The organism is Planctomycetota bacterium (genome assembly GCA_033763975.1).
Taxonomy (GTDB): Bacteria; Planctomycetota; Phycisphaerae; order Phycisphaerales; family UBA1924; genus RI-211.
In genome coordinates this window covers 75,692-93,084 of record JANRJM010000019.1, presented here as the reverse complement: position 1 = coordinate 93,084, position 17,393 = coordinate 75,692, and the positions used below count along the sequence as shown (strand labels likewise).

The window sequence follows — 17,393 nt, the reverse complement described above, 5'->3', positions numbered from 1 at the left end:
GGGCGGGGTGATCGAGCGGCTGAGGCGCAGGCCGCGGGAATGGACGATCCGCGGCGACGCGGACATTGTGAAGCACCGTTACTACGTGTGGCGGGATGCCGACATGCTGATGCGTGCGGATCCGGACCTGTTTGCGCGGCTGGTGGACGCGCTGACGGGCGTAGCGGCGGAGGCGGAGTACGCCAGCGAAGATCGATTGCTCATTCACCGTGCCGTGTTCGTCGGCGGGCCGTCGCTCGACCTCGCGGCTGAGGATCCCGATGGCCCGTTTCAGTGCTGGCTGAGCGAAGAGGGTGAAGAGCCGCTGTGGCGCACGGTGAGCGGGCTGGAGAAGCCGCCGGTGAGGCGGTACGCGATCGAGGCCTGAATCTCGCGACCGTGCTGGCTATCGGACGCGACGGACGCTGGCGAAAGGCCTGGACTTGACGCGGGCGGCGTGGCGGCTGGTGCGATGCCGGGGCGTGGGGTATTCTGGCGTGCGGCGTGCACGGGGGAGCGGGTGACTGGAGGCTTCGTCTGGACTTTGCGGATACGGCGACGCTGGTGGAGGCCATTGCCCGCAAGGACATGGCGACGGCCGCGCACACGTGGCGCGTGTCGCTCTACGCCCGCGCGATGGCGGAGCGGGCGGGTCTGGATCACGGACTCATCGAGCGGCTGACACGAGCGGCGGCGCTGCACGACGTGGGGAAGTTGACGGTTCCCGACGAGGTGCTGCAGAAGCCGGGGCCGCTGACGGCGGCGGAGCGGACGATCATGGAGCGGCACGCGGCCGACGGCCACGCCATGCTGGTGGCCGCGGGCGAGGACGACCCGCTGGTGCTGGATCTGGTGCGGCATCATCACGAGCGGCAGGACGGGACGGGTTATCCGGATCGGCTGGCGGGCGAGGCGATTCCGCTGGCGGCGCGGTACTTCGCGGTGATCGACGCGTTCGACGCGATGACGAGCGTGAGGCCGTATCGGAGCGACGTGGGCCCGGATGCGGCGAGGCGGGCGTTGCTGGAACTGCGGGCCAAGCGCGGGGTGTGGTATTGCGGGGAGTCCGTGGAGACGCTGGCGGCGCTGGTGGAGGCGGGAAACGTGGCGTGGATCACGGCGTATCACAACGAGACGTGTCCGATCGCGCTGCCGGCGAGGCGGGCGGGGCAGATGAAGTGAACCGGCGACGTTCCGGGAGGCTGGAACTGAGAGTACGATTTCGGCATGAGCCCGCGGATGGTGCAATTGAATCGGCTTCTGGAGCGTGATCCGCGGGACGCGTTCGTGCTGTATGGGCTTGGGCAGGAGCACGCCAAAGCGGGGAACCACGCGGAGGCGATCGCGATGTTCGATCGCGCGCTGGAGGCCGACGCGGGGACGTTCTACGCGTATTTCTTCAAGGCGAGGTGCCTGAGCGCGCTGGGTCGGCGTGAGGAAGCGGTGGCGGTGGCTGAAGCGGGGCAGGCGGCGGCCGCGCGCGCGGGCGACGCCAAGGCGACGAGCGAACTGGGCTCACTGGTGATGGAACTGGAGCACGCGTGAGGGCGCGAGGCGAAGCCGGAGCCGGCGGGGCCGGCGGCGGCAGCCGCGGACGCGGGGGCGATCCAACTTTGCGGCTGAAGAAGCGTCTGCTGACGGCGCTGGGCAAGCGGGAGATGAGCGTGCGGACCGCGCGGGCGCGGCTGGCGGCGTGGGGCGCTGACGAGGCGTGCGCGGCGGGGATCATCGCGGGGCTGGTGGCCGGCGGCGTGCTGGATGACGCGCGGGCGGCGGAGGCGTTCTGCCGGGCGACCCTGGCGCGACGGAAGGTGAGCGCGGCGTGGCTGCGCGGGGCGCTCGAGAAGCACGGGATCGAGCCCGAGCTGGCTCACCGGGCGGCGCAGGAAGCGGCGGCGAAGCAGCCCAAGGGGCTGTCGATCGAGGCTCGGCGGCGGCGCGTGCTGGGCGTGCTGGCGCGGCGCGGCTTTGAGGAAGACGCGGCGCTGGCCGCGGTGGAGGCGGCGCTGGAGGGCGAGGCGTGCGACTGAGCGCGGCGGCCGCGGGGCGTTCGCGGCGCGTCGTGTTTGGGCGAAAACGGCGGCGCGTCCTACGATGGGGGACCTGGGAGATTGCGCATGAGGCTTGCTGAAGGGCCAACGACCACGAGCACTCAACCGGTGCCGCCCGCGGCGGAGAATCCGGTGGTTCCGCCTGCTCCGGCGGCACCCGCGGCTGCGCCGAGCGGCGGGGTCGCGCCGGCCTCCGCGGGCCCGCGGCCCGGACGGTTGCCGCCGTTTCGCGTGCTGCTGCACAACGACGACGCGGTGGAGATGGAGCACGTGGTGCGGACGCTGATCACGGTGGTGTCGCTGCGGTTCGAGCCGGCGGTGAACGTGATGCTGGAGGCGCACCGGAAGGGCGTGGCGCTGGTGGCGACGACGCACCGCGAGTTGGCGGAGTTGTACGTGGAGCGGCTGAAGAGCGCGGGGCTGACGGCGACGATCGAGCCGGCGTGAAACCACGATCGGGCCGGCCGCTACGCGGGCTCGTGAGGTTTTTCGTCGGGCTCGATGTGGATGAGTACGTTGAGGACGCGAGGCTGCTCGGCGCGGATGCGGGCCTTGACCTTGCCCGAGAGGATGTGGGCGTCGCGCACGGGCATGTCGGGCGGCACGTGGAGGTGCATGTCGATGTGGTAGCCGCGGCCGCTTTTGCGGGCGAGGACCTTCTCCACGAGGCGGACGCCCTCGACGCGCGCGGCGGACTCCTGAACGCGGCCGACGAGGTCGGGGGGCGAGGCGTCGAGCAACTCGAGCAGCGGCGGGCGGATGAGCCGCGAGGCGGTGACGAGGATGATGCCCGCGGCGAGGATGGCGGCGACTTCGTCGGCGAAAACGAGTTGGGTGCGGCCGAGGAGGGGTGGACCCCAGATGGCGATGGCGACGCCAACGATGGCGACGGCGGAGGTGATGGCGTCGGCGCGGTGGTGCCAGGCGTCGGCGCGGGCGGCGTCGGAGTCGAACATCTCGGCCCCGCGGAGTACGACGCGGAAGAGCACTTCCTTGGCGGCGATGACACCGACGAGTGCGAAGAGGGTCCAGGAGGCGGGGGGCGTGTGGGGCGTGAACATCTCGGCAAAGGCCTTGATGACGATGACGACCGCGGCACCCACGAGAAGCGTGCCGACGGAGAACGCCGCGACCGTCTCGGCACGGCCGTAGCCGTAGGGGTGGCGGTCGTCGGGATCTCGGCTGGCGACCCGGAAGCCCTGCCAGACGACGATGGAGCCGACGGTGTCGGCGAGCGACTCCACGCCGTCGGCGACGAGCGCGCTGGAGTGCCCCAGCAGGCCCGCGACAAACTTACCCCCCGCGAGCAGCAGGCTCAGGGCAAGACCGATCACGGTGTTGCGTTTGAGCTGAGCGATCGACATCCGTGGAACGGTAGGGACAACCGGTGCGTGCTTTGCTCTTTCACCGAGCGGGGCTCTCACAGGTATCGCATCCCGAGGATGAGGAGCGCGAGGGCGAGGACGTGGACTGCCCATACCGCGGCGGCGAAGGCCGCCTGGCGGCGTGACGGCCAGCCCATGATGCGATGGCGGGCGCGGTACATGAGCACGATGGACGCGGCGCTGGCGAACCCGAAGGCGTCGGCGGCAATAAGGGCCCAGACACCATTGGCCGCGGGCGAGGGATTCAGGAGGTGGATGCAGACGGGGATGAGGACAAAGATCGCGGCGACGCCGGAGAAGCAGCCCGGTGCGATGGCGAGGACGAGCCATCCGAAGCGGGCGTTGGGCGAGCCGACCATGAGCACGAGGGGCTCGCCGCACTCCGGGCAGTTTGCGGTCTGGATGTCGCGCAGGTCGTAGGCGCATCGCGGGCAAGGCGCCGAGCGGCCCTTGAGGAATGCGACCAACGCGGCTTGCGGGTCGAGGTGGGAGGGGTTGCTGGCGGGGCGACTCTGTTCGTTCATGCACGGGTTCCGGGTGGCGAGGCTGCCGCGCGGCCGGGCAACCGGGCGTTTCAACGCTGTTCGCGCGAGAGAGGTTCGGCCTTGCACCCGCGGGAAGCCCGTTGAGCGCGAGAAACTGGTGCGTGGTTCGTCGGAAGGCCCGAGCGAAGGCGGCACGCGCCGGGCGGGGGCCCGGCTCAGGGGCCGGCGGCGACGAGATCGGCGAACTCGCCCCGACGCAACCAGCAGGCGAGGGCGGCGGTGTCTTGCGGGGTGATGAGGCCGTCGCGATCGATGTCGGCGGGCGTCTGGGCGGCGGCGTACAGGTCGTCGACGGTGGACAAGCAGTCGCCGGTGAGGTCGGGCCCGGGGGGCCCTTCTGGACACGCGGGGCCGTGCGGGGCGTGCTGCCCGGTGAGCAGATAGGTGTGCCACTGGGTGGCGAAGGCGTAGCCGGGGAGCCAGAAGCGGCTCTGATGCGTTGACGGATCGAGCGCGCAGAAGGGCGCGATGCTCGCGCGGACGACGGAGATCCACGGGAGGCTGGAAGCGAAGGTGACCTCGAGACTGCCCGACCAGCCGTCGTCGGTGGAGAGCGCGATGGGCGGGAGCGTCGGGTCTGCGGGGACGCGCCGCGCGACGACGGCGGAGAGCCAATCCAGCATGATCGGCACCCCGTGGGGCTGGTTCCCCTCCCATTGCGTGTGGGTGGTGCTGGGGCGCACGAGATACGAGACGAGCCCGCCGGCGGCGCGCCTGGTGGTGACGAAGTTGACGATGGTCTGCGCGTAGAGCGTTCCCGCGTCGAGCGTGCCCATGTTGACGTTGTCGTGTCGGCCGACGAGGTGGAGCGCCGGGACACCGAGGCCCGTGGTCACGTTCGCCTGCTGGGGCGCGCGCTCGCCGGTGGAGTCGTGGATGGGCAGGACGGCGATGGTCCGGGCGGGGGCGAGGTCGGCGAGCGCCACGGCCTGCCATCCCGCCTGCGAGAGCCCGGTGAAGATGACGCCGACCTGGGAGAGCTCGGGGCGTGCTGCGACGCCGGCGAAGTGCGGCAAGGCGGCGTCGAAGAGGCGATCGACGGCGGGCTGCGTCTTGGCGAGGTTGAGCGTGGCATCGCGGCTGCGGAGATCGAAGCGGACGAGCGCGAAGTGTTGTTGGGTTGCCCAGGCCCTGAAACGCGCGTCGTCGTACATCTCGCGGCCGGATTCGTAGTCGCTGATCGCGAGGACGCCGCGAACGGGCGATGCGCCGGGGATGTCGGGGATCCAGAGCGAGAACGTCGATGGGCGGAGGTCGGTGGAGCCGGGGATCGAGTGGGTGAACTCCTGCTGGCCCGGGCAGGGCCGTGCCGCCATCGCCGCGAGGCACACGAGGGACAGTCGGATGAGTGCGGCGATGGAGCGCATGGGGTCTTCTCTCCGAGCCGGGCCTGTGCGCGCGGCGCCTGTTCGCCCGCGCGGAGAACACTGTACGAACGTCGGCGAAAACGGCAAGGCCCGAGAGTGCATCTCTCGGGCCTGCGCGGGGACGCTCGGCTCGCACGGATCAGATCGAGCGGCGGGGGTGTGGAGCGGGCGGCGGGGCTACTTCACACGCGACGCCATGAAGTCCCTGATCTTTGCGGCGATCTCGGGTCCCTTTTCTTCGAGCGCGAAGTGCCCCGTGTCGAGGAGGTTGAAGTCGATGTTCTTGAGGTCGCGCTTATAGGGCTCGGCGCCGTCGGCCGGGAAGATGTAGTCGTTCTTGCCCCAGACGATGAGCGTGGGCGGCTGGTGCGTGCGGAAGTACTCCTGCCACTTGGGGTAGAGCGGCGGGTTGGTGCCGTACGAGAGGAACAGGCGCAGTTGAATGTCCTTGTTGCCCGGGCGATCGAGCCCGAGTTGGTCCATCTTCCATGTGTCGGGGCTGATGCGTGATTCATCGCCGACGCCGTGGGTGTACTGCCACCTGGTCGCGTCGATCTCGAGGAACTTGGCGAGGGCGGCGGTGCTCTGAGGCGTCTGGGCCTTCCAGTGTGCCTTGAAGGGATCCCAGAACTCCTTGAGTCCCTCGTCGTAGGCGTTGCCGTTCTGGACGATGAGGCCCCTGATGCGTTCGGGGTGGGCCGCGGCGATGCGGTAGCCGATGGGCGCGCCGTAGTCCTGCACGTACATGACGAACGACCGGGCGCCGACGGCGCCGGTGAACTTGTCGACAACCTGCGCGAGGTTGTCGAACGAGTAGTCGAACTCGTCGACGGACGGCATGCTGCTGTTGCCGTAGCCCGGGTAGTCGGGAGCGATGACGCGGTACTTGTCGGCGAGCATGGGGATCAGGTTGCGGAACATGTGCGACGAGGTGGGGAACCCGTGGAGCAGGAGGATGGTCGGGGCGTCGGCGGGGCCGGCTTCGCGGTAGGCGATGTCGAGGCCGTCGATCGTCACCGAGCGGTAGTGCACGGGCGGCGGGAGGACCTGCGCCGGGGCGACCGACTGGCGGGCCTCTTCCGGGGCGCTCGGCGCGGCGGCGATGAGCAGGCCCGTGCCGGCGACGGCCGCGACGGCGAGGAGATACCGGAGCGAGTTGCGGGTTCGGCGAGCGGACATGATCGGCTCCTGGAGAAAGGCTGGTCGGGGAAACGCCCCGACGCGTCCACCGGGGGTCGCGGCAGCGACCCTTTGACGTGCGGGCCGCGGCCCGTGTGACAGCCGGGGGCGGAGCGTGCGACGAGGCGCGGGGATCGCACGGCGCGAGGCCGTATTGGGCGCTACGGGCGAGCGTCGAGTGCCGCGGCCGTGTCGCGGCAGGAGTCGGCGGCGGACGGGGGTGTTCGGCTCGGGACACGGCGCTGGCTGCGGGGAGGCTTTGGAGAGTCGAGTGACATCAGCCAGGCCGAAGGCGATGGACGTCTGGCGTCAGACGTCAGACGTCAGACGACGATCCATGTGTATATATTGCGAACGTGTTACTTCCGGCGACAGGACGCCACCGAGCTTATAAACACTGATGGCCCCGGCGGTTGCCGAGGCCAATCTGGTCTGCTGAATCGGGGTGACAGTACACCAATAGAACTGTTCTTGGTGTGCGTTCGCATCTGGGAGCCGGGAATACGCCGATTGCTGAGCATCAAGGAAGTAAAAGAGGACTGGCGCGACTCGGCCAAGCCGCACGCGCGGACACCTCGCGTCACGACGGGAGCGCCGTCAGGGTCACGGCGGCGAGTGTGGCGGCATGGGCCGGACACCACCCGGGCGAAAACAGGCCGCGCGGCGTGCGAGGCCGCACAGTCTACAATCAGGTTGCTCCGGATGCGCGGGGCACTCCGGCCCTTCCGAGCCGCTGTCTGCGGTTACCCCAGAGGGATGGCCATGAGCGGAGAGAACCACCCCACCCCACCCTGTCCGGGCGCCGATGCTCGCCAATTCGGCGAAGCAGAGCTGCTCCGGGTGACACTGTCCTCCATCGGCGACGGGGTGATCACCACCGATCGGGACGGCAAGGTCACATCCCTGAACCCGGTGGCCCAGATGCTGACCGGTTGGACGCAGGCGCAAGCGGTCGGGCGCGACCTGAAGCAGGTCTTCTGCATCGTCAACCAGGATACCCGCGCCGAGGTGGAGAACCCGGCGCTGCGGGCGCTTCGAGAAGGCCTGATCATCGGCCTGGCCAACCACACCGTGCTCATCAGCAAGGACGGGACCGAGCGCAACATCGACGACAGCGCGGCCCCGATCAGGAACGACAAGGGCGAGGTCGCCGGAGCGGTCCTGGTCTTCCGCGATATCACCGAGCGCTACAAGCTGGACCAGATGTTGCGCAGCTCCGAGATGCGCTACCGCCGCCTCTTCCAGGCCGCCAAGGACGGCGTGCTCATTCTCGACGCCCAGACCGGCAAGATCACCGACGCCAACGCCTACATGGGCGGCCTTGTGGGGATCGATGCGCACGAGCTCCTGGGCAAGGAACTTCATGAGATCGGTCTTTTCGGCGACACCGATGCGAGCAAGCGGGCCTTCAGGGAGTTGCAGGAGAAAAAGTACATCCGCTACGAGCACCTGCCCCTGCTGAACCAGCGGGGTCAGACCGTCGAGGTCGAGGTGGTCGCCAACGTGTACCAGGAGGGCGACGTGCTGGTCGCTCAGTGCAACGTCCGCGATATCTCCCAGCGCGTGGTGATGGAGAAGAAGATTCAGGAGCAGGCCGCCGCCCTGGCGGAGGAATCGCGCCGCAAGGACGAGTTTCTGGCCATGCTCAGCCACGAGCTGCGCAACCCGCTGGCGCCCATCCGCGCGGCCGTCCACCTGCTGCGTGCGCAGGAGCGGGCCGGGCGCGAGAACATCATCGAGCGCCAGGCCTGCGAGATCATCGAGCGGCAGGTGGCCAACCTCACCAAGATCATCAGTGATCTCATGGAAGTATCGCGCGTCGTCAGCGGGCGCATCCGGTTGCGCTTGCAGACCGTGGACCTGAACGAGGTCATCCGGCACGCGGCCGAAACGGCGGCTCCCCTGTTTCAGGCGCGCAAGCACGAGGTGGTCCTCAAGCTCTTCCCCGACCACGTCTGGGCCAACGCCGATCCGACCCGCATGGAGGAGGTCTTCATCAACCTCCTCAACAACGCAGCCAAGTACACGCCCGACGGCGGGAGGATCGAAGTCTGGTGCGAGCACCCGCGCGGCACGAACCACGTGCAGGTCCGGGTGCGCGACAATGGCGTCGGCATCGACGCGGAGATGCTCCGCGGGGGGCGAATCTTCGACCTGTTCACGCAGGCCGACCGCTCGTTGGACCGTTCCGAGGGCGGCCTGGGGATCGGACTCTCGCTGGCGCACCGTCTGGTCGAACTGCACGGCGGGACCATCGAGGCGCACAGCCCCCCGAATGCAGTCGAGGGCGAAACGACGAATGCACGCGGGAGCGAGTTCACCGTGAGGCTGCCGATCGTGACGCCGCCTCTCGCGGCCGTGCTCAAAGAGCCCGCGGAGGCCGGGTCGCATTCCGACGGCTTGCGGGTTCTGGTCGTCGACGACAACATCGATCTCGTGCTCATGCTCTGCAGCACGCTGCGTCAGAACGGCTACAGCGTGCAATCCGCCCATACCGGCCCCGATGGCCTCAACGTCGCCCTGCAATGGCTCCCGGATGTGCTGCTCCTGGATATCGGTCTGCCCGGCCTAGACGGGTACGAGGTGGCCCGGCGCCTGCGCTCGGACCCCCGGCTCGGCAACGCGGGCGGGCGCATGCGGCTGATCGCCATCACTGGCTACGGCCGCCCGTCCGATGTCGCGCTCGCGCGCGAGGCAGGCTTCGACGGGCACCTGGTCAAGCCGGTGGACTTCAAGGACCTGGAGAAGATGATGGCCGTGCCCAGCAGGCGGGCGTGAACATGGCCGTGAACTGACCGGTCCTTCTCAACCTCAGTCTTCCCGATCGGAACCACCCTGAAAGACCTATCCGTCCACACCGCCACCACGAAGATCCGCGTGCTGTGCGTGGACGACAGCCGCGACATCACCTCGATCCTGGACCGGTGCATCAATCGCGAGCCGGACATGGAGTGCGTCGGCTGCCTCGACACCGCCGACGACCTCGCGGCAGAAGTCGAAAGGCGGCGCCCAGACGTGGTGCTTTTGGATATGAAGATGCCCGGGAGAGACCCGATGGCGGCCCTGCACGAAATGACGGCGGGCCTCACGCGGCCTGGTGAACTTGGCGGCGGGGCCGGGAGCTGGACAACACGCGTCGTTGTCTTCAGCGGGCGGGACGATCAGGACGCCGCTGACACGGCTGCCGACGCGGGGGCCTGCGGCTTTCTCTCGAAGGACGCTCAGGTTCCGGTGATCCTCGGCGCGATCCGCGCGGCGGCGCGAGGCAAGGTCGAGCACATCCCCTTTGCAACGTGGCGCTAGAACGACCGAATCCCCAGCTCCAGCCGGTATCACCAAGCGACCATTGTGCCATTCAGGGTGGCTATTCGCAGATGCAGCCGGCGGAGGGTTCAAATCCCGTCAGGGGGTACGCCTCAAGACCCCGGTTTGTCGTGGCTCGATTAAACTGTGTCAACGACGCGCAAGTGATTGTCCCGTAACGAGAAAGCCCTTCGACGTGCTCGTCGAAGGGCTTGATCTCTCGAGAAGTCGGGGTAGGCGGATTTGAACCGCCGACCTTTTGACCCCCAGTCAAACGCGCTACCAAGCTGCGCTATACCCCGCTGTCGTGAAAGGCAGGGTAGGCGTGCGTCGGGCGGGTGGCCAGAGGGCGGGGGCGTCCGGGAAGCGGCGGCTGGGCGGGGCCTTTCGCTGGGGAGCGAGGGCGATGGGAAACGTCGGCGGAGGGTGTGCCGCGGCACTGGCTTGCGAGAGTGGAGGTCGGAGGTGCGGGTCCGTCGCGCGAGGTACGGGGCCGTACACTGGGCCCGCATGGCAGCGATCCTTGTGACTGGCGGGCGGGTGATCGATCCCGCGTCGGGCTATGACGGCGTGGCGGACGTGGCGCTCGAGGGGGACCAGGTGGCCGCGATCGGGAAGCGGCTGCCGAAGGGCGCGGCGGAGGTGGTGATCGACGCGGCGGGGTGCCTGGTGACGCCGGGGCTGGTGGATCCGCACGTGCACCTGCGCGAGCCTGGGGCGGAGCACAAGGAGACGCTGGCGAGCGGGTCGCGTGCGGCGGTGGCGGGCGGGTTCGGGACGGTGTGCTGCATGCCGAACACGACGCCGGCGCTGGATTCGCCGGACAACCTGCGGTTCGTGATCGATCGGGCGGCGAAGTCGGCGGTGTGCCGCGTGTTTCCGGTGGCGGCGGCGACGCTGGGGCGTCGTGGCGAGGAGATCGCGGAGATCGGGCTGCTGGCGCGGTCGGGGGCGGTGGGGTTCTCGGATGACGGGGACTGCGTGGCGTCGGCGGGGATGATGGCGCGGGTGCTGGGCGAGGTGGCGCGGACCGGGCTGGCGTTCATGCAGCACTGCCAGGAGCCGACGCTGACGCGCGGGGCGGTGATGCACGCGGGGTCGGTGGCGACGCGGCTGGGGCTGGGGGGTTGGCCGCGGGTGGCGGAAGAGGTGGTGATCGAGCGGGACCTGCGGCTGAACCGCGGGGTGCGATGCCGCTACCACGTGCAGCACATCTCGTCGGGTGAGTCGGTGGAACTGGTGCGTCGGGCGCGGGCGGCGGGGCAGCCGGTGACGGCGGAGGCGTCGCCCCACCACCTGCACCTGACGCACGAGGCGTGCGACGGGTACGAGACGCTGGCGAAGGTGAACCCGCCGCTGCGCGAGGCGGCGGACGTGGAGGCGCTGCGGGCGGGCGTGGCGGACGGGACGATCACGGTGCTGGCGACAGACCACGCGCCGCACTCGCCGGACGAGAAGCAGTTGCCGATGGAAGAGGCGCCGTTCGGGCTGGTGGGGCTGGAGAGCGCGCTGGCGCTGTACGCGGAGGCGCTGGTGGGGAGCGGGGCGATCGGGTGGGCGCGGCTGATCGCGCTGCTGACGATCGAGCCGGCGCGGCTGTGCAACCTGGACGCGATGGGGATCGGGACGCTGAGCGTGGGCGGGCCGGGGGACGTGACGATCATCGATCCCGACGCGAAGTGGACGCTGTCGCGGGCGACGCTGGCGGGGATGTCGTCGAACACGCCCTTTCTGGGGCGGCGGCTGCGTGGGCGGGCGGCGGTGACGATCGTGGGCGGGGAGATCGCGTACGCGAGCGACGAGGGCCGGATCTCGCGGCGGAGGTCGCGGGCGTGAGGGGCTAGGCGGGGAAGCGGGCGCCGGCGCTGCGGACGTGGGCGAGGCGGTCGAGGAGCGCGTCGACGTCGCGCTCGAAGACGACCTCGGTGCGGTGGTTGAGGCGGAGGAAGTTCTCGCGTTCGACGTGGTCGAGGAAGGCCATGAGTTCGTCGTAGTAGCCTTCGACGTTGAGGATGCCGACGGGCTTGGTGTGGATGCCGAGCTGGGCCCAGGCGAGGATCTCGAAGAGTTCGTCGAGGGTGCCCAGGCCGCCGGGGAGCGCGACGAAGGCGTCGGCCATGTCGGCCATGAGCATCTTGCGTTCGTGCATGGTGGGCACGACCTTGAGGTCGTGGATGCCGGTGTGCCCGAGTTCGCGGCCCTTGAGAAGTTCGGTGATGACGCCGATGACGCGTCCGCCCGCGCCAAGGGAGGCGTCGGCGACGGCGCCCATGAGGCCGGCGCGTCCGCCGCCGTAGACGAGGGTGAGGCCGCGGGAGGCGATTGCGCGTCCGAGGTTGAAGGCCTGCGCGGTGTATTCGTGGCGGGCGCCGTGGCTGGCACCGCAGAAGACGGCGATGGCGGCGATGGGCGCGGTCACGGAGAGTCTCCCGAGGGGGATGGGTCGAGCGGCACGCGGAGCGGGTGGCCGTCGGTTCCGGTTCGCTCGACGACGCCGGCGTCGGAGATGATTCGCACGTGGAGCGCGCGGTGCGGGATGGTCCATTCGCCAGCCTGTCGGTGCGCGTGGATGGTGACGGCGTGGGTGTGGGGGTCGGCGGCGGCGTGGTAGCGGGTGAGGCGGAACTCGGCGTGCTGATAGCCGAGGCCGTCGCCGGCGTCTTCGTAGAGATCGCCGGTGGCGTGGCCGTGCTCGTCGAGCGAGACGAGGAGGGTGAGGGGGTCGAGAGGGTGCTGGTCGGACCATTGGAGGTCCGGGCCGCAGGGGATGATGGCGCCGGCGCGGATGAAGAGGCGCGGGAGGTCGGGGTCGTGCGCTGGGTCGATCTCGCGCCACACGCCGCGGGGGAGGCTGGGGGAGCGGGACGCGGCGCCGGGCGCGGTGGCGGCGACGACGAGGAGATCGTCGCCGAGGAGGAAGGCGTCGTCTTCGGCGCGGAGGGCGGGGTCGGCGGGATCGGCGAAGAAGACGGGGCGCGCGACGGGCAGGCCGCTGAGGCTGGAATCGCGGAAGACGGTGTAGAGGTATGGGAGGAGGCGGTAGCGGCGTTGGAGTGCGCGACGGCAGGTGCTGGTGGTGCGCTCGTCGAAGGCCCACGGCTCCTTCTGGATGGTGCCGACGGCGGTGTGGGCGCGGCAGAAGGGGAGGAGGGCGCCCAAGCCCATCCATCGGGCGAAGAGGGCGGCGTTGCCGTTTCCGATGAAGCCCCCGATGTCCGGGCCGCTGAAGGGCTGGCCCGAGAGGGCGAGGTTGAGGACCATGGAGATGGAAGCGTCGAGGTGGTACCAGTTGGCGGTGTTGTCGCCGGTCCAGGTGGCGCCGTAGCGCTGGCCGCCGATGTAGTTGGCGCGGGTGAGGACGAAAGGGCGAGCGTGCGGTCGCGCGGCGGCGAGGGCGTCGCGTGTGGCGCGGATCATCTGCATCCCGTAGACGTTGTGGTAGCGGGCGTGGGCGCCCTCTCGCGCGCGGTCGGGCCCCTGCGGCGTTCCGGCGGGCGTGATCATGCCGGGGTCGCCGGCGTGGCGGGCGTCGAGGGGCATGGTCTTGGAGGCGACGCCGAAGACGGCGGGCTCGTTCATGTCGTTCCAGAGCCCGGCGGGGCCGTGGGCGAGCAGCGCGGGGTGGAGCGTCCCCCACCACTGTCGCACGTGCGGGGCGGTGAAGTCGGGGAAGAGGCATGGGCCGGGCCAGACCTCGCCGGTGTAGGGCGAGCCGTCGGCGCGGGTGACCCAGACGCGGTGCTCGTCGCCGCTGATGAGGCGGGCGCGGTGGGCGGCGAGCTCGGCGGGTTTGGAGATGGCGGGCGCGGGCGGCGCGGGATCGGTGGAGGTGACGACGCGGGCGGAACACGGCGGTGACGGTGTTGCGAGCGCGTCGTCGGGTGTGATGGGCGCGGGCTCGGCGTGGTGCGGCTCGTGCTTGAGGCCCGGGTCGATCATCCACACGGAGCGGAACCCGGCGGCGGCGAGATCATGCGTGAGGGCGCGCGGGTCGGGGAACTTCGCGGCGTCGACGGTGAAGGCGCGGAAGCCTTCCATGTAGTCGATGTCGAGCCAGATGGCGTCGCAGGGGATGCGGTGCTCGCGAAAGCCGCGTGCGATGCGGCGGACCTCGGCGTCGGGGTAGTAGGAGTAGCGGCACTGGTGGTAGCCGAGGGCCCAGCGCGGCGGGAGCGGCATGGCGCCGGTGAGGCGGGCGAGTTCGCGGAGGACGTCGCGCGGGGAGGGAGCGTCGATGACGATGACGGGGAAGGCGGGTCCTTCGGCGCGGAACTGGACGGCGAGGGGATCGTCGCAGGCGGCGTCGATCTCGCAGCGGTAAGTGGTGTCGGCGAGAAGGCCGAAGGCGGAGCCGTCGGCGCGAAGGGCGAGGACCCACGGGTGCGATTGGTAGAGGTGGGCGGAGGTGTCGTCGAAGGCGTAGGCGTCGAAGTTCCAGGCGACGGTGCGACGGCCGTTGCGCAGCAGCGGGCCGGTGCACTCGCCGGTGGCGTAGAGCGAGGTGCCGGGGGCGATGGCGATGCGCGCGGCGTGGTTGTGGACGCCCGCGCTGAAGGCGGGGCGGACGGGGAAGTCGGCGGGGACGGGCGGGAGCGGCCCGAGCGCGGCGGGCTCGGCGAGGAGCGCGTAGGAGGGCAGGGCGTTGTCGCGCGCGTCGGCGGAGGCGTGGAAGCGCGCGGTGCGCTGGCCCAGCATCTCGCCGACGGGTTCGTCGCGTGCCTCGTGCTGGTCGGGTCGTCGGGGCGGCATGGTCGAGGCGTCCATGTCGGCGTGGCCTGGCGTGGATCAGGGGGCCGGTGACGAGGGGTCGGGACGGATGACGACGCTGCCCCAGGTTTTCTTGCCGCGGCGGACGAGGGCGATGAATGAGTCGCCGGTCGGTGAAGCGACGAGGTCGGCCGGCGTGAAGCGCTGGTCGGCGGAGGTGACGGGCGTGGCGTTGATCGCGATCGCGCCGGCGGCGAGGGACTCCTTGATCTCGCGGTTGGAGGCGCAGACGCCGCTGGCGGCGATGAGGTCCTGGGCGCGCAGGCCGCCGGACTTCAGGGCGGCGAAGCCGGCGGGATCGGTCGGGGAGGGAACTCCCTGCTTGTCGGCTGGGAGGGTTCGGACGATCTGCTGGATGGCGGCGAAGTCGAGGGAGCGGACGTCGCCGCTGAAGAGGGCGCGGGCGGCGGCCTCGGCGCGGTTGAGTTCGGTCGGGCCGTGGAGGAGGTCGGTCATGTGGCGCGCGAGGGCGCGGTGGGCGTCGCGCTTGCCGGGGTCGGCGGCGTGCGCGGCCTCGAGGGCTGTGATCTCGTCGCGCGGGAGGAGCGTGAAGGTGCGGAGGAACTTGGGGACGTCGGCGTCGGCGGTGTTGAGCCAGAACTGGTAGAACTCGTACGGGCTGGTGCGGTTGGTGGAGGATTCGCCGGGCGCGGGGGCGGTGAGCCAGATGGCGCCGGACTCGGTCTTGCCGAACTTGCCGCCGTCGGCCTTGGTGATGAGGGAGGTGGTGAGGCCGAAGGCGTTCCACCTACCACGCGCGTTCGCGTACATGTTCTGGATCTCTGGCGGGAACCTAAGGACCGTGCCGTCGGGAAGAATCGAGGTGGTGGACGCAGCCCCCCCACTGTCACCACTCGACCAGGGCCACCCGCCAGCAGAATGGTAACGCTGCCACTCCGTTTCAAGTTCCTCGTCAGCGCCAGAAACGGTCGCAGCTTGCCTCGACAAATGCGAGCATCGAGCCAGGCTCTCAATCCCCGCTGAAGAGATCAGGTCCGTTCCCGCGACGATGTTGCCCCACTGGTCGCTGCCGCCCATCTGGAGGGTGACGCCGTGCTTCTCGTAGAGGTGGAGGAAGTCGTAGGCCTGGAGGATCATGTAGGAGAACTCGGTGTAGGAGATGCCCTGGTCGCGGTTGTGGAGTCGCTCGCGGACGGAGTCTTTCTGGATCATCATGTTGACGGAGAAGTGCTTGCCGATGTCGCGGAGGGCGTCGAGGTAGGAGAGTTCGCAGAGCCAGTCGGCGTTGTTGAGGAGGTTGGCCCGGTTCGGGCGTGCGGCGGAGAAATCGAGGATGCGCGAGTAGATGGCCTTCTGCTTCTCGACGTTGGCGTTGACCTCGTCGCGGGTGCGGAGGGTGCGTTCGGCGGTCTTGCCGGACGGGTCGCCGATGAGGCCGGTGCCGCCGCCGGCGATGACGACCGGGATGTGCCCGGCGCGCTGGAAGAGGGCGAGGGTGATGATCTGGGTGAGGTTGCCGACGGTGAGGGAATCGGCGGTGGGGTCGAAGCCGATGTACGCGCGCCGGGGCGAAGTGGCGGGGTCGGCGAGGTGGGCGCGGAGGCCGGGTTCGTCGGTGGCCTGGTGGAAGCGGCCTCGCCAGATGAGTTCGTCGATGAAGTCGGTCATCGGGCGAGAGCGTAGATGGGCGGTGGGCGGGGAGCGGCGTGGTGGGAAAACAAACACCCCCGCCGGGGCGGGGGTGCAGAGGACGTGGGAGTGGCGGGCCCGGTGGGCGTTTACCAGTTGATCTGGGTGGCGCTGGTGGGGAACTGCCAGTCGGCGTCGCGGGCCATGTTGGCCCACTTGCGCATGTCGCGGAGGTCTTCGATCGACTGCATGCGGACGGAGCCGTCGGCCTGCGCGGTGACGGCGCGCTTGACCCAGCGGGGGTGGATCATGCCCCAGGTGCCGGGGACGGTGTTCTCGCGGAAGTTGTTGTCGGACGTGGCGGCCGACCAGCCGCCGCCGAGGGTGTAGGGCGTGTTGAAGCCGGCGCGGCCCATGGGGTGGCGGTTGGGAGGAAGGACGATGAAGTAGCCGGGGCGGACGGTGCCGGAGTTGGGGATGGTGGCGCCCCAGGACCAGAAGGAGCCGTCGCGGACGTCGCCGCCTCGGGCGGAGACGAAGGTGAGCATCTGATCAGGTCGGGCGACGTCGGCGGCCTTCTGAACGTAGAAGTTGCCGCCGGAGACGCGGGGGTTGCCGCCCGGGGTGGGGTCGCCGTACTCGGTGCCGGGGAGGCCGCTGCCGGGTCGCTGCCCGCGGAAGGCGCCGAACTGGTAGGCGCCGCCCATGTAGACGCCGTTGTAGCCGAGGGAGGGGTGGAAGCCGAGGGCGGCGGTGTAGGTGTTGGAGCCGTAGTCGCGGAACATGCCGGTGCTGCTGGGGTTCTTGGGGCGGGAGAAGAAGTCGGCGAAGGTGGGCTTGTCGAGCTGGAGCATCTCGTGGGGGTAGTAGTTGTTGCCCATGAGGTGCCAGGGCCAGGTCTTGGTGATGGAGTGCCACATGTACGTGCCGCGCTCGAAGGGGTCGGCGGGGTACATGCTGTAGACGTTGAAGGAGTGGTTCCAGGCCCAGTGGCAGCCGGCGGGGAGGACTTTGTCGCGGCTGTCGGTGTAGTAGGCGGCCCAGGCGATGACCATGTTGTGGGCGACGGACTGCTCTTTGAGGGCGCGGGCGCCGATGCGTGCCTTGCCCAGGGCGGGCAGGAGGATGCCGATGAGCAGGGCGATGATCGCGATGACCACCAGGAGTTCGATGAGCGTAAAGCCCACCACGCGTCGGTCGAGCCGCCGATTCATTACGCAGCCTCCC

General features: G+C 69.8%; 16 protein-coding genes and 1 tRNA gene. 8 read left to right on the top strand and 9 right to left on the bottom strand.

The window, feature by feature from the left end; translation table 11 throughout:
* The 5 genes from SFY69_13900 to SFY69_13880 form a co-directional block, all read left to right on the top strand.
* Positions 1-367 (top strand): hypothetical protein (locus SFY69_13900; GenBank protein MDX2133133.1); only part of this gene is annotated, 367 nt, incomplete at its 5' end.
* 116 nt (positions 368-483) lie between these two features.
* Complete coding sequence (locus SFY69_13895; protein ID MDX2133132.1) at positions 484-1,161, top strand: HD domain-containing protein; 678 nt, start codon at positions 484-486, stop codon at positions 1,159-1,161.
* 45 nt (positions 1,162-1,206) lie between these two features.
* Positions 1,207-1,524 carry a tetratricopeptide repeat protein gene (locus SFY69_13890; protein MDX2133131.1) on the top strand — a complete coding sequence of 106 codons (318 nt, stop codon included), beginning with the start codon at positions 1,207-1,209 and terminating at the stop codon, positions 1,522-1,524.
* 68 nt (positions 1,525-1,592) lie between these two features.
* Positions 1,593-2,009, top strand: coding sequence for a RecX family transcriptional regulator (locus SFY69_13885; protein MDX2133130.1), 417 nt, complete (start codon positions 1,593-1,595; stop codon positions 2,007-2,009).
* Between the two features lie 252 nt (positions 2,010-2,261).
* Entirely contained in the window at positions 2,262-2,477 is a 216-nt protein-coding gene (locus SFY69_13880) for an ATP-dependent Clp protease adaptor ClpS (protein ID MDX2133129.1), read from the top strand.
* A gap of 20 nt (positions 2,478-2,497) precedes the next feature.
* Here the strand turns inward: SFY69_13880 and SFY69_13875 are convergent, their stop codons facing one another.
* From SFY69_13875 to SFY69_13860, 4 genes are all read right to left on the bottom strand, one after another.
* Positions 2,498-3,394 carry a cation diffusion facilitator family transporter gene (locus SFY69_13875; protein ID MDX2133128.1) on the bottom strand — a complete coding sequence of 299 codons (897 nt, stop codon included), beginning with the start codon at positions 3,392-3,394 and terminating at the stop codon, positions 2,498-2,500.
* Positions 3,395-3,450: 56 nt separating this feature from the next.
* Complete coding sequence (locus tag SFY69_13870; GenBank protein ID MDX2133127.1) at positions 3,451-3,939, bottom strand: hypothetical protein; 489 nt, start codon at positions 3,937-3,939, stop codon at positions 3,451-3,453.
* A 176-nt stretch (positions 3,940-4,115) separates the two neighbouring features.
* The gene (locus SFY69_13865) at positions 4,116-5,327 is read right to left on the bottom strand and encodes a hypothetical protein (protein ID MDX2133126.1); all 1,212 of its coding nucleotides are present in this window, start codon (positions 5,325-5,327) and stop codon (positions 4,116-4,118) included.
* A 177-nt stretch (positions 5,328-5,504) separates the two neighbouring features.
* Positions 5,505-6,506 carry an alpha/beta hydrolase gene (locus SFY69_13860; GenBank protein MDX2133125.1) on the bottom strand — a complete coding sequence of 334 codons (1,002 nt, stop codon included), beginning with the start codon at positions 6,504-6,506 and terminating at the stop codon, positions 5,505-5,507.
* Positions 6,507-7,262: 756 nt separating this feature from the next.
* Between SFY69_13860 and SFY69_13855 the strand changes: the two genes are divergently transcribed.
* Positions 7,263-9,284, top strand: coding sequence for a PAS domain S-box protein (locus SFY69_13855; protein MDX2133124.1), 2,022 nt, complete (start codon positions 7,263-7,265; stop codon positions 9,282-9,284).
* Between the two features lie 99 nt (positions 9,285-9,383).
* A complete protein-coding gene (locus SFY69_13850; GenBank protein MDX2133123.1) occupies positions 9,384-9,809 on the top strand; it encodes a response regulator in 426 nt (141 codons plus the stop codon).
* A 228-nt stretch (positions 9,810-10,037) separates the two neighbouring features.
* On the opposite strand, the gene SFY69_13845 is transcribed toward SFY69_13850, so the two are convergent.
* A tRNA-Pro gene (locus tag SFY69_13845) sits at positions 10,038-10,111 on the bottom strand.
* A 208-nt stretch (positions 10,112-10,319) separates the two neighbouring features.
* On the opposite strand from SFY69_13845, the gene SFY69_13840 reads away from it, so the two are divergent.
* Positions 10,320-11,645 (top strand): dihydroorotase, encoded by a 1,326-nt coding sequence (locus SFY69_13840; protein MDX2133122.1) that lies wholly within the window; start codon positions 10,320-10,322, stop codon positions 11,643-11,645.
* 4 nt (positions 11,646-11,649) lie between these two features.
* On the opposite strand, the gene SFY69_13835 is transcribed toward SFY69_13840, so the two are convergent.
* From SFY69_13835 to SFY69_13820, 4 genes are all read right to left on the bottom strand, one after another.
* Positions 11,650-12,228: a TIGR00730 family Rossman fold protein gene (locus SFY69_13835; protein MDX2133121.1), complete on the bottom strand. Its 579-nt coding sequence runs from the start codon at positions 12,226-12,228 to the stop codon at positions 11,650-11,652.
* Positions 12,225-14,558 carry a glycoside hydrolase family 31 protein gene (locus tag SFY69_13830; GenBank protein MDX2133120.1) on the bottom strand — a complete coding sequence of 778 codons (2,334 nt, stop codon included), beginning with the start codon at positions 14,556-14,558 and terminating at the stop codon, positions 12,225-12,227. The genes SFY69_13835 and SFY69_13830 overlap by 4 nt, the downstream gene beginning before the upstream one ends.
* A gap of 36 nt (positions 14,559-14,594) precedes the next feature.
* A complete protein-coding gene (gene tyrS / locus SFY69_13825) occupies positions 14,595-16,205 on the bottom strand; it encodes a tyrosine--tRNA ligase (GenBank protein MDX2133119.1) in 1,611 nt (536 codons plus the stop codon).
* 110 nt (positions 16,206-16,315) lie between these two features.
* On the bottom strand, positions 16,316-17,380 hold the full coding sequence (locus SFY69_13820; GenBank protein ID MDX2133118.1) for a prepilin-type N-terminal cleavage/methylation domain-containing protein: 1,065 nt from the start codon (positions 17,378-17,380) through the stop codon (positions 16,316-16,318).
* Positions 17,381-17,393 lie beyond the last annotated feature (13 nt).